Genomic DNA, 12,548 nt, shown 5'->3' with positions numbered 1-12,548 from the left:
CCCATGACTCCACGATTCGACGCTATCGGCCTGGTCGTCTCCGACATGGCCGCCTCTGTCGCCTTCTACCGCCGGCTCGGGTTCGGGTTTCCCGAGGGGGCCGAGAGCCAGCCGCACGCCGAGGCCCAACTGCCGGGCGGCCTGCGGCTGTTGTTGGACACGGAGGACACTGTCCGTTCATTCCACGCGAGTTGGCAGGCGCCCACCGGAGGCAGCGGTCGGGCCGCGCTCGCACTGCTCTGTGACGATCCCGCCGAAGTCGACCGGGTGTACGAGGAGTTGACCGGTGCCGGGCACCACGGGGAGCTCAAGCCGTGGGACGCCTTCTGGGGGCAGCGGTACGCCGTCGTGCACGATCCCGACGGCAACGGTGTGGACCTCTTCGCCCCGCTGGGCACTGCCTAGGGCAGGTCCTGGTCGGCACGGGCGAGCAGCTCCCCCAGTGGCATCCCCGTCAACTCCTTGACGTCCCGGGCGAGATGGGCCTGGTCCGCATATCCGGACCGGGCCGCCGTCTGCGCGAACGGGACTCCGGCGCGGGCCAGCGCGAGGGCCCGCTGGAGGCGCAGCACCCGGGCGAGGGTCTTGGGGCCGTAGCCGAACGCAGTGAGCGAGCGCCGGTGCAACTGGCGGGCGCCGAGGCCGAGTTCGTCGGCGGTGGCGGCGACGGGGCGGCCGGTGTCGAGGGCCGCCACGAGGTGTCGTAGCAAAGGATCGGGCGCGGGTGTCTCGGCGGCTCGGCGCAGGGCCAGTTCCTCCAGTGCGGTCACCGGGTCGGGGGCCGTGTCGACGCGGGAGCGCAGGCGTCGTACCGTCGCGGCGGGCCAGAGGTCGGTGAGGTCGACCCGGCGGTCGCGGAGTTCGTGGGCGGGGACGCCCAGGTAGGTGGGCGCGGTGCCGGGGGCGAAGCGGATGCCGGCCCAGTGCGCGGGTTCGCTCCCGGGGACGTACGCGCGGGTGTCGGGGCCCGCGACCAACAGCCGGCCCTCGTTCCACAAGAGGTCCATGCAGCCGTCGGGCAGGACGGGGTGGACCCGGGCGGTGATCGGGTCCTCGATGGTCCGGCTCCACACGACCGCGCCCGGCAGCCGGGACGCCCGCTCCACGTACACAGGCGAAAGGCTACGCCGACCGCGTCCGGTGCTCCTGCGGGCTCACGCCGTAGACCCGCTTGAAGGCGCTGGACAGGGCGAACGCGCTGCCGTAGCCGACCTGTCTGGCGATCGCGCCGATGGTGTCCTCGGAGTCGCGGAGGCGGTCCGCGGTGAGGGCGAGGCGCCAGGCCGTGAGGTACGACATCGGGGGTTCGCCCACCAGGTCGGTGAAGCGGCGGGCCAGGGCGGCGCGGGAGACGCCCGCCTTGGCGGCGAGGGAGGCGACCGTCCAGGGGTGGGCGGGGTCGTCCTGGAGGAGGCGCAGGACCCTGCCGACCACCGGGTCCGCCAGGGCGCGGTACCAGGCCGGGGCCGCCGCCTCAGGGCGGGAGAACCAGGCCCTGAGCGCGGCGATGACCAGGAGGTCCAGGAGGCGGTCCAGGACGACCTCCTGGGCGGGTTCGTCGCGGACGATCTCCTCCATGAGGAGCGGGGTGAGCGGGCACTCCCAGACCTCGGAGGGGAGGGAGAGCAGCGGTGGGAGGGCGTCCAGGAGGCGGCCGTTGATCTCGCCGCGCATGAGGTAGGTGCCGATGAGCATGACCGTGGCGCCGTCGAGGCGGTCGCCCCAGGTGCGGACGCCGAGGTCCATGGAGCCCTTGAGGGGGGTGCCGTCGGGGTAGTGGCACTCGCCGCCGGGCAGGATCACGGCCTGTGGGGTGGTGTCCGGGGCGTCGCCGCAGGTGTACGGGTCCGGGCCGCGCGCTATGGCGAGGTCGCCCGCCCGCAGCCGTACGGGCTCCCCCGTCTCCGGGGTGATCAGGGCGTCGCCGCGGACCATGAGCATGACCGTCAGCGGGGCGCGGTCCTCGACGCGTACCGCCCAGGGCGGGTCGAAGCACGCGCGGATCATGAAGGCGCCACGCGCGCGTGGACCCTCGAGAAGGCCTGCAAGGGCGTCCATGCGGCCAGCGTAGACGCGGGCTTATGGGAATGAGCCGTTCAGCGATGGTCCGTGCTCGCGGACGGCGGTTGACTGGACGGCATGACACAGAATGCGCGGAACATGACGGTTGTGGTGACGGGCGCTTCGGGTCGTACCGGGCGCCGGGTGGCGGAGTCGGCGCGCGCCGCGGGGCTGGCCGTACGGGAGGCCTCGCGGGCGCGGGGCTTCGACTGGGCGGACCGGTCGACGTGGGCGGACACGTTGCGGAGCGCCGACGCGGCGTATCTCGTGTACCCCTCGGACGTCGGGGCGCCGGACGCGGGCCGCGCGGTGGGGCTGCTGGCACAGGAGGCGGTCGGGCTCGGTGTGCGACGGCTGGTGCTGCTGTCGTCGCGGGGTGAGGAGCGGGCGCGGCCCACGGAGGAGGCGCTGCGGGGGTCGGGGGCGGACTGGACGATCGTACGGGCGGCGTGGTTCGCGCAGAACTTCAGCGAGGGGCCGCTGGTGGAGGGGCTGCGGGAGAGTGGGGAACTGGTGTTCCCCGGGGGTTCGGTGCGGGAACCTCCCCCATAGCCTTAAGGGCATGGGAGGTGCCCCCAGTGGATGTGCGGGACATCGCGGATGTCGTCGTGGCGGCGCTGACGGGTGGGGACCGGTATGTGGGGCAGGCGATCACGGTGTCCGGGCCTCGGTTGCTGACGTTCGGGGAGGCGGTCGCGGAGATCGCGGCGGTGACGGGGCGTGAGCTGACGTACCGGGCGGTGTCGGCGCGTCAGTACGGGGAGGTTCTCGCGGGGTTCGGGGTGCCGGCGGAGGAGGTGGAGTTCCTGGTGGAGTTGTTCGAGTCGTTGCTCGACGGGCGCAACGCGTATCTCTCCGAGGGGGTGCAGGATGTGCTGGGCCGTGAGCCTCGCGACTTCGGGGAGTTTGCGCGGGAGGCTGCGGGGGCGGGGGTTTGGAAGGGCGGTGCGTAGAGCTCTGCGGGCCGGTTCGTTGGCCGCGGGTTCGTCGTGGCTGCCCCGCTGGAAGGTCCGTGTGTAGCCCGCGGGTCCGTTGTGGCTGGTCGCGCAGTTCCCCGCGCCCCTTTCAGGGGGGCTTCACTTCTCCGGTGACTGAGAGTTCCCGGGTCCCTTGTGGGTGCTCTTCGCGTGCGTGCGGAGCCTCGATGTGACGTCCTCCGGAGGGAGGAAGCGGGACCAGCGTTCCGGGAACTCGGAGGGCATGTAGGAGTCGTCGGGGTCGTCGTCGTCCTCGCCGTCCCGGGAGCGGACCGCGGCCATCCTGGCGACGTACTCGGCGACCTGGACCTCCTGCCGGCGCTCGTTGGCGGCGCGGGCGGCGGCGGTCGCGGCGGCCGGCCAGACGCGGTCGATGGCCGCGTTGACGGCGGCGCCGACGAGCACGGCGAACGCGGACACGCCGATCCACAGCAGGACGGCGACGGGCGCGGCGAGGGAGCCGTAGATGGTGGGGCCCTCGACCGTGCTGGTGAGGTAGATGCGCAGCAGGTAGCTGCCGAGCACCCACATGGCGAGGGCGACCAGCGCGCCGGGCACGTCCTCGATCCACGGGGAGCGGACGGGGACGGACACGTGGTACAGCGTCGTGAGGAAGACGACGGACAGGACGATGACAACCGGCCAGTACAGGACCTGTACGACCGTCTCCGACCACGGCACCACCTTCACCACGGCGTCCGGCCCGGCGACCATCAGGGGCAGCGCGACCGAGCCGATCAGCAGGGCCGCGACGAACAGGGCGAAGGACACGATCCGGGTCTTGACGAGGCCGCGTACGCCGTCGAGGCCGTACATGACGGTGATCGTGTCGATGAAGACGTTGACCGCGCGGGAGCCCGACCACAGGGCGAACAGGAAGCCGATGGAGATGACGTCGGGCCGGCCGCCCTTCATGACGTCGTGCAGGATCGGCTGGGCGATCTCGTGCACGCCCTTGTCGGACAGGACGGTGCGGGACGCCTCCAGGATGTTGTTCTCCAGGCCGGCGATGCTGTCGGCGCCGGTCCAGCTGTCGACGTAGCCGAGCAGGCCGATGAGGCTCAGCAGGAGCGGCGGCACGGAGAGCAGCGTGAAGAACGCGGCCTCGGCCGCGAGGCCCAGGATGCGGTACTCCATGCAGGAGTTGACGGTGTCCTTGACCAGCAGCCAGGCGGTCCTGCGCTTGGAGACGTTCCGGTAGAGGGCACGCGCCCGGTGGAACCGGCCGGCCGGCCGCTCGGGGGATTCACTCGCTGACTGCACGCCCTAAAGGTATCCGGCGCGCCGGGATGCACTCGCCCCCCGGGGTCACCGGCCGGGACCGGGCGCCCGCAGGGCAGTGGTGTCATGCTCGCGCTGGCCGAAACTTTTCGGCCGGGAATTCGAAATGGCTTTCGATATTTTAAGGGTTGTTTACGGGAGTGTCCCGGTGAGGGCTTCGGCCGTCAATCCTGATTGACCCGTTCCGCACTGCGCGAAGACGAAAAAGCGCCATTGACCGAAACAGCCTTGACCCGTTCCAGAATGTCCAGAAATAATCCGGACTGCATTCGTTGCGCACGTTGGGACGACGTCAGCGCACACGACTCGGGGGAATCACATTGGGTCCATGACCGGGACCCCGTCCCAGAAACTCACTTTTACCCCACCCGTTTCGCGTGTGCCGTATTCGTCTTTGGCGATTTTGGCAATTCAAAGACAATGATCAGCACCAAGGAGCCACGTGGTGGGAAAACCCGGCACCGTCACCGAGACCGTCCTCGCGGAGGTCCTGGCCGGTGTCGTATGCAAGGAAGACATACCCCTCGACAGTCACTTCTTCGACGATCTTGGGGCCAACTCGCTGGTCATGGCACACTTCTGCGCCCGGGTCAGAAAACGCGAGGATCTGCCGTCGGTGTCGATGCGGGACGTCTACGGATATCCGACGATCCGCAGTCTGGCGGCGGCGCTCGCCGACACACCCGAGCCCGTGGTGCCGGTCGAGGCGGCCGAGACGCCGGCCGGGAGCACGGCGCGTTATCTGCTCTGCGGGGCGCTTCAGTTTCTCGTTTTCGCGCTGTATTGCGCGCTCGCCGGGATGGTCACCGGACGCGGCTACGAATGGGTTTCCTCCGGTAACGGAGTCGTCCAGGTATATCTGCGCTCCGCGATATTCGGCGGCGCCGTGTTCATCGGCGTGTGCACGGTGCCGGTGGTGGCCAAGTGGGTTCTCGTGGGCCGCTGGAAGGAGACCGAGTTCCCGGTCTGGGGCCTCGCCTACGTCCGGTTCTGGACGGTCAAGGCGCTCCTGCACGCCAACCCGATGATCCTGTTCGCCGGCAACCCGCTCTACGTCCTCTACCTGCGCGCCCTCGGCGCCCGCATCGGCAAGGGCGTCACGATCCTGTCCCACTCCGTGCCGGTCTGCACCGACCTGCTGACCATCGGTGCCGGAACGGTCATCCGCAAGGACAGCTTCTTCCTCTGCTACCAGGCGCGGGCCGGCCGTATCCGCACCGGCCGCGTCACCCTCGGCAGCGAGGTCTACGTCGGCGAGAAGACCGTCCTCGACATCGGCACGGTCATGGGCGACGGGGCCCAACTCGGCCATTCCTCCGCCCTGTACGACGGCGCCCACGTCCCGGCGGGCGGGCGCGCGCACGGCTCACCGGCCCAGCCCACGGACGTCGACTACGTCCGGATCCCGCCCGCGGACTGCTCGGCGCCGCGCCGCTTCGGCTACGGCCTGGTCGCCCTGTTGCAGATGGTGCTGGTCTACGTCCCGCTCGCGCTCGGCGGCACCTACTTGGCGCTGACCGTGATCCCGGCCCTCGACCACCTGCTCGACCCGAACACCACGGACCTCAACTCGGCCCGGTTCTACGGCGAGGCGCTGGGCCTGTCGCTCGTGGCGTTCACCGGGTTCGTCGTGCTCGGCTTCGCCGCGGTGTCGCTGCTGCCCCGGCTGCTCCGGCCGCTGCTGCGCCCCGACCGGGTGTATCCGCTGTACGGCTTCCACTACTCGGTGCAGCGCGCGGTGGCGCGGACGACCAACATCAAGTTCTTCAAGTGGCTGTTCGGGGACAGCTCGTACATCACCGGATATCTGCGGGCGATCGGCTACGACCTCGGTGTGGTGGAGCAGACCGGCTCCAACTTCGGTGCCGAGGTGCAGCACGAGACGCCGTATCTGGCCACCGTGGGAACCGGCACGATGATCGCGGACGGGCTGTCGATCGTCAACGCGGACTTCTCCAGTACCTCGTTCCGGTTGTCGCGCACCACGATCGGACCGCGCAACTTCCTCGGCAACAACATCGCCTACCCCTCGGGCGGCCGCACCGGCGACAACTGTCTGCTCGCCACCAAGGTGATGGTCCCGATCGACGGCGAACTCCGGGAGGGCGTGGGCCTGTTGGGCTCACCGTGCTTCGAGATCCCGCGCTCGGTGGAACGCGACAGCCGCTTCGACCATCTGCGCGAGGGCGACGAGCTGCGGCGCCGGCTGGGCGCGAAGAACCGCTACAACCTGCGCTCGATGGGCCTGTTCCTGTTCGTGCGCTGGCTGCACTGGTTCGTGCTCACCGTCCTCGGCTTCGCGGCCATCGACCTGTACGGGGGCGAGGGCGTCGGCGGGGGGCTGCTGATCGGCGCGTCCCTGATGCTCGGGCTCGGTTTCACCGCCGGGTACTACGTGCTGGTGGAGCGCCTGATCGGGCGGTTCCGGCCGCTGGAGCCCAAGTTGTGCTCGATCTACGACCCGTACTTCTGGTGGCACGAGCGGCTGTGGAAGGTGCCGGACACCTATATGCAGGTGTTCAACGGGACGCCGTTCAAGAACCTGATCTGGCGGCTGCTGGGCGTGCGGATCGGACGCCGCGTCTTCGACGACGGCGCCTACATCACCGAGCGCACGCTGACCGCGATCGGCGACGACTGCACGCTGGCGGCGCACACCAAGGTGCAGTCCCACTCGCAGGAGGACGGCACCTTCAAGTCCGAACAGATCACCATCGGCGCCGGCTGCACCCTCGGGGTGGGTGCGCTCGTGCACTACGGCGTGTCGATGGGCGACGGGGCCGAACTCGCCGCCGACTCCTTCCTGATGAAGGGCGAGGAGATGCCGGCGCGGTCGCGATGGGGCGGGAATCCGGCGGTGGCGCCACGGCGCGCCGGACAGCACATGGCTCCCTGACGGCTCGCGCCGTGGGGGGACAGGAAACAGGGGGAAGAGAACGATGGAGATCATTCCGCGGTGGACGCTCACTCCGGTGCCCGGTGTGGCGGAGTACGAGGTGTCCCTGCCCGACGGGCCGTTGATCGAGCCCGTCGCACTGAAAGCCGCTCACGCCAAGGTCCTCGGCGCGCTGTCCGGCGAACCCGCCGAACAGGACCCGGCGTTGCGGGTGAGTGTCACCGGCCGCACGCTGCGGCTGCGCTACAGCACCGAGGTCCTCGACGCCGAGGCCGCCGCCCGGATCGCGGGCTACCACCTGACCGCGCTGACCGAGCCGGACCGGCCGGTCCTGCTGTCGGACGCCGAACTCCGCTTCCAGCTCGACGAGTTGGCGGGCCCGCGGCGCGAACTGCCGGACCGGCGGGTGCACGAGCTGTTCGAGGACATGGTGGCGGTGTGCCCGGACGCGGTCGCCGCCGTCCAGGGCGAGCGGCAGTGGACCTACCGGGAGCTCAACTCCCGGGCGAACCAGCTGAGTCGGGCGCTGCTCTCGCGCGGGCTGACCCGCGAGGGTGTCGTCGCCGTGGTGCTGGAGCGGAATCTGGACTGGATGGCCGCCGTCCTCGCCGTGCTCAAGGCGGGCGGGGTGTATCTGCCCGTCGAGCCGCACTTCCCGGCCGACCGGGTCGCGCGGGTGCTGGAGCGCGCCGGGTGCGCACTGGTGCTGACCGAGCGCGGCAGCGACGGCGCGCTGGACCACTCGGCCGAGAGCACGCTCTACGTCGACGAGGCGTACGCCGAGGGGCACTCGGACGGCGATCTCGGGATCGCCGTCCAGCCCGGTCAACTCGCCTACATCTACTTCACGTCCGGCTCCACGGGTGAGCCCAAGGGCGCGATGTGCGAGCACGCGGGGTTCCTCAACCATGTGTTCGCCAAGCTCGACGACCTGGGGATCGGCGCCGGGCAGGTGGTCGCGCAGACCGCGCCGCAGTGCTTCGACATCTCCCTGTGGCAGTTGGTCTGCGCGCCGCTCGTGGGCGGGCGGACGCTGCTGGTGGAGCAGGACGTGATCCTGGACGTGACGCGGTTCGTCGACACGGTCGAGGCGGGGCACGTGAACGTGCTCCAGGTGGTGCCGTCGTATCTGGAGGCCGTCCTTGCCGAGTTGGAGCGGCAGCCGCGCGAACTACCCGATCTGCGCTGTGTGTCGGTGACCGGGGAGGCCGTGAAGAAGGAGCTCGTGGAGCGCTGGTTCACCGCTCGGCCCGGGGTGCGGCTCGTCAACGCCTATGGCCTGACGGAGACTTCGGACGACACCAACCACGAGGTCATGGACCGGGCTCCGGACGGGGCCCGGGTCCCGCTCGGCCGGCCCGTCTCCAATGTGCGGGTGTACGTCGTCGACGAGGATCTGGTGCCCGTGCCGCTGGGGGCGCCCGGCGAGATCGTGTTCTCCGGTGTGTGCGTGGGCCGGGGGTACGTCAACGATCCCGAGCGGACCCGGGCGGCCTTCACCGAGGACCCGTACCGGCCCGGCGAGCGGCTGTACCGCAGCGGCGACCACGGGCGCTGGCGGCCCGACGGCAAGCTGGAGTTCCTGGGGCGCCGGGACAGCCAGGTGAAGATCCGCGGCTTCCGTATCGAGATCGGCGAGATCGAGAACGCGCTGCTGCGGGTGGACGGGGTGCGGGACGGCGCGGTGGTCGTCGTGCGCGGGACGCAACTGGTGGCGTTCTGCACGGGTGACCGGCCGGTGGCGGCCGCGGCCGTGCGTGAGCGGCTCGCCGAGTCGCTGCCCGCGTACATGGTGCCGTCGGTCGTGCACTGGCGGGCGTCGCTGCCGCTGACCGCCAACGGCAAGACCGACCGCCGGACGCTCACCGCGCTCGCCGGTGACCTGGACGCGGTCGGCGACGGGCCGGACACCCCGGCCGAGCGCCGGCTGGCGGCGGCCTGGGCCGTGGTGCTGGGCATCCCGGCCGACCGGATCGGCCGCCAGGACCACTTCTTCGACCGCGGCGGCACCTCGCTGGCCGCGGTGAAGCTGGCGGTCGCCCTCGACCGGGCGATCAGCCTCAAGGACGTCACCCGTCACCCGGTCCTCGCGGACCTGGCCGGACTGCTGGACCCGCCGATCTCCTCCTGAGGCCGGCCGCACCCCCGGTCGAACGCACAACAGCACCACCGAAAGGAACACCGAGATGTCGCTCTCTTCCGCGACGCTGCTCAACTCCGTGGCCCTGAGCCCGGACAGCCCACCCCTCCTGCACGCCGATGTCGGCGCGGACCCGGTCGGCTGGGCCGCCGGGCACCGCGCGGCGCTGCGAGCCGTCGTCGCCGAGCACGGCTGCGTCCTGGTCCGCGGACTCGGCCTCGCCGACCCGGCCGGCGCCGAGACCGTCTTCCGGCGGCTCACCGACTCCCTGATGGCCGACCGGGAGCCGTTCGCGCCCCGCCGTACCTACGCGGAGGGCGTGTACTCCGCCACGAAGTGGCCGACCGACCAACCGATGTGCCAGCACCACGAGTTGAGCTACGCCCTGGAGTTCCCCGGTCTGCTGCTCTTCGCCTGTCTGGAGGCGCCGACGCAGGGCGGCGCGACCCCGGTCGCCGACGCCGAGGCCGTCCTCGGGTCACTGCCCACGACGCTGGTGGACCGGTTCGAACGGGAGGGCTGGCTGCTGACCCGGACCTACCACGAGGAGATCGGGGCGTCGGTCGCCGAGGCCTTCGGCACCGACGACCGGGCCACCGTGGAGCGCTACTGCCGGGCCCAGGGCATCGAGTTCGCCTGGCAGCACGACGGTTCGCTGCACACCCGCCAGCGCCGCGCCGCCGTGCTCCGGCACCCGGTCACCGGCCGCCGCTGCTGGTTCAACCAGATCGCGTTCCTGAACGAGTGGACGATGGAGCCCGAAGTGCGCGAGTACCTGATCGACGTCTACGGCGCGGACGCGCTGCCCTTCAACACCCGCTTCGGCAACGGCGATCCGGTCGGCGCGGACATCGTGGCGGCCATCAACGAGGCCTACGACACGCACGCCAAACGCGAGCCGTGGCGCTCGGGGGATCTGCTGTTGGTGGACAACATCCGTACCGCGCACGGCCGGGAGCCGTTCGAGGGGCCGCGCGAGGTGCTCGCCGGGCTCGGCGATCCGGTGCGGCCGGCGGACCTCGCCCCGTCGGCCGGGGGGAGGGCGGCATGAGCACAGAGACACCGTCGTTCGCGGTCGTCAGCGGCGAACAGGTCCAACAGGCCCTGGCCGGGCGGGAGTCGGAGATCGCCGACCTCGTGGAGGCCACCTACCGGCTGCACGGCGCGGGCGAGTCGGTGAACCCGCCGTCGTACTTCCTGCGCTTCCCGGACCGTCCGTCGTCCCGGATCATCGCGCTGCCGGCCTCGCTGGGCGGGCCGTCGCGGGTGGACGGTCTGAAGTGGATCTCCAGTTTCCCGGGGAACACCGGATCGGGGCTCCCCAGGGCCTCGGCGGTGCTGATCCTGAACGACCCGGACACCGGCTATCCGTACGCCTGCCTGGAGAGTTCGGTGATCAGCGCGACCCGTACGGCGAGTTCGGCGGCGCTCGCGGCCGAGAAGCTCAGCGAGGGCCGGGCCCGGCCGTTGCGGGTCGGGTTCGTCGGGACGGGTCTGATCGCCCGCTACATCCACACCCATCTCCGCGGCACCGGCTGGGAGTTCGAGGAGACGGGCGTGTACGACCTGGCCGCGGACAGCGCGGAGGGGTTCCGGGGATACCTGGAGCGGTCGGGCACGCCGGGGCGGATCACCGTGCACGACAAGCTCGAAGGGCTGGTCCGCGCCAGTGACCTGGTGGTCTTCGCGACGATCGCCGGCTCGCCCCATGTGCACGATCCGTCCTGGTTCGACCACCATCCGCTGGTCCTGCACGTGTCGTTGCGGGATCTCGACCCGGCGATCCTGCTCGCGTCCGCCAACTTCGTGGACGACGTCGAGCACTGTCTGAAGGCCGACACCTCGCCGCATCTGACCGAACAGGCAACGGGGGGCCGGGAGTTCATCGACGGCACGCTGGACGACGTACTGACCGGGCGGGTGACCGTACCGGCCGACCGGACCGTGGTGTTCTCGCCCTTCGGTCTGGGGGTGCTCGACCTCGCGGTCGGCAGGTTCGTCCATGACGAAGTGGTCCGGCGGGGCGAACTCCACGTCGTCGACGGCTTCTTCCACGAGCTGCGCCGGTACGGCTGACGGCGATCGTGGCGCACCACTAGGGGGAGAACATGGCTGTTATTTCCGATCCCGCGGAGTTCAACGAGGACGACCTCTACGTCGACCTGCGGGCAGCGCTGGAGCTTCCGCTCTATCTGAAGTGCGAGGGGTTCAACTTCGCCGGCTCGGTCAAGCTGAAGGCCGCGACCGAGATGGTGGACGCCGCCGAGCGGGCCGGCATCCTGCGGCCCGGTTCGGTGCTGGTCGAGTCGTCGTCGGGCAACCTGGGGGTGGCGCTGAGCGTGCTCGCGGCGAGCCGCGGCTACGGGTTTCTCTGCATCACCGACAGACGCTGCAATGTGCCGACGGTACGGCTGATGGAGGCGCTCGGCAGCCGGGTCCACGTCATCGACCAGCCGGACCCGCACGGCGGTTTCCTGGGCGCCCGGATCGCGTACGTGCGGGCGCTGTGCGCCTCGGACGAGCGGTACGTGTGGCTCAACCAGTACACCAACCAAGGGAATTGGCGGGCGCACTACCGCACCACGGCACCCGCGATCGCGCGCCGGTTCCCGCAACTGGACGTGCTGTTCGTCGGCGCCGGCACCACCGGCACGCTGATGGGCTGCGCGCGCTGGTTCTGGCAGGGGCGGCGCCGGGTGCGGATCGTGGCGGTGGACGCCGTCGGCTCGGTCACCTTCGGCGGGGAGGCCAGGCCCCGGATGATCCCGGGGCTCGGCACCAGCGTGGGCTCGCCCTTCCTCGACACGTCGTACATCGACGACGTGATCCATGTTGAGGAGGCGGACACCGTGCAGACCTGCCGGCGGCTGGCCGCGCGGGGTTTCCTGTTCGGCGGGTCCACCGGCACGGTCGTCAGCGGGGCCGAACAGTGGCTCGCGCGCCATGGACGGCACGGCACGACGGCGGTGGCGATCGCCCCTGACCTGGGCGAACGCTATCTGGACACGGTGTACCGCACCGGCTGGCTGGAGGAGGAGATGCCCGAAACCGCGATGCTCGCGGCCATGTCCCGCTCGGCGTGACGTCCATGACGGCGGCTGTGTCAGGGTAGGGATCAAGACCACCGCAGAGTGGAGATCCGCACCGCCGCAGGGTGGGGATCCCGACCACCGCCGTCCCCCGGGCAGGTTCC

The 12,548-nt window shown here is 70.7% G+C and carries 9 protein-coding genes and 1 pseudogene; 7 read left to right on the top strand and 3 right to left on the bottom strand.

Annotated features, from left to right (window positions below):
* Window positions 1–3: 3 nt before the first annotated feature.
* Entirely contained in the window at window positions 4–405 is a 402-nt protein-coding gene (locus tag ACIRRY_RS44910; RefSeq protein WP_403984953.1) for a VOC family protein, read from the top strand.
* Here ACIRRY_RS44910 and ACIRRY_RS44905 read toward each other — a convergent pair.
* Both ACIRRY_RS44905 and ACIRRY_RS44900 read right to left on the bottom strand, forming a co-directional pair.
* On the bottom strand, window positions 402–1,112 hold the full coding sequence (locus ACIRRY_RS44905; protein ID WP_403984951.1) for a helix-turn-helix domain-containing protein: 711 nt from the start codon (window positions 1,110–1,112) through the stop codon (window positions 402–404). The two genes, ACIRRY_RS44910 and ACIRRY_RS44905, sit on opposite strands and share 4 nt — an antisense overlap.
* Before the next feature lie 10 nt (window positions 1,113–1,122).
* The gene (locus ACIRRY_RS44900) at window positions 1,123–2,058 is read right to left on the bottom strand and encodes an AraC family transcriptional regulator (RefSeq protein WP_403984949.1); all 936 of its coding nucleotides are present in this window, start codon (window positions 2,056–2,058) and stop codon (window positions 1,123–1,125) included.
* Between the two features lie 81 nt (window positions 2,059–2,139).
* Here ACIRRY_RS44900 and ACIRRY_RS44895 point away from each other — a divergent pair.
* A pseudogene (locus ACIRRY_RS44895) lies at window positions 2,140–3,014 on the top strand (NmrA family transcriptional regulator).
* Between the two features lie 123 nt (window positions 3,015–3,137).
* Here the strand turns inward: ACIRRY_RS44895 and ACIRRY_RS44890 are convergent.
* Entirely contained in the window at window positions 3,138–4,301 is a 1,164-nt protein-coding gene (locus ACIRRY_RS44890) for a YihY/virulence factor BrkB family protein (protein ID WP_403984947.1), read from the bottom strand.
* Window positions 4,302–4,764: 463 nt separating this feature from the next.
* Here ACIRRY_RS44890 and ACIRRY_RS44885 point away from each other — a divergent pair, with 463 nt between their 5' ends.
* From ACIRRY_RS44885 to sbnA, 5 genes are read left to right on the top strand one after another with little or no spacing between them, the layout of a single operon-like run.
* Window positions 4,765–7,215 carry a Pls/PosA family non-ribosomal peptide synthetase gene (locus ACIRRY_RS44885; protein WP_403985073.1) on the top strand — a complete coding sequence of 817 codons (2,451 nt, stop codon included), beginning with the start codon at window positions 4,765–4,767 and terminating at the stop codon, window positions 7,213–7,215.
* A gap of 43 nt (window positions 7,216–7,258) precedes the next feature.
* Complete coding sequence (locus tag ACIRRY_RS44880; protein ID WP_403984945.1) at window positions 7,259–9,346, top strand: amino acid adenylation domain-containing protein; 2,088 nt, start codon at window positions 7,259–7,261, stop codon at window positions 9,344–9,346.
* A gap of 55 nt (window positions 9,347–9,401) precedes the next feature.
* Window positions 9,402–10,406, top strand: a complete 1,005-nt coding sequence (locus ACIRRY_RS44875; RefSeq protein ID WP_403984943.1) for a TauD/TfdA family dioxygenase — start codon at window positions 9,402–9,404, stop codon at window positions 10,404–10,406.
* Window positions 10,403–11,431 (top strand): 2,3-diaminopropionate biosynthesis protein SbnB, encoded by a 1,029-nt coding sequence (gene sbnB, locus ACIRRY_RS44870; protein ID WP_403984941.1) that lies wholly within the window; start codon window positions 10,403–10,405, stop codon window positions 11,429–11,431. Before ACIRRY_RS44875 ends, sbnB begins: the two co-directional genes overlap by 4 nt.
* A 32-nt stretch (window positions 11,432–11,463) precedes the next feature.
* The gene (sbnA, locus tag ACIRRY_RS44865) at window positions 11,464–12,438 is read left to right on the top strand and encodes a 2,3-diaminopropionate biosynthesis protein SbnA (protein ID WP_403984939.1); all 975 of its coding nucleotides are present in this window, start codon (window positions 11,464–11,466) and stop codon (window positions 12,436–12,438) included.
* The last annotated feature ends 110 nt before the right edge of the window (window positions 12,439–12,548 follow it).

Source organism: Streptomyces sp. NPDC101776 (genome assembly GCF_044766845.1).
Taxonomy (GTDB): domain Bacteria; phylum Actinomycetota; class Actinomycetes; order Streptomycetales; family Streptomycetaceae; genus Streptomyces.
Note: the sequence above shows the minus strand (reverse complement) of the source record. Positions and strands in the feature narration are given on the sequence as shown.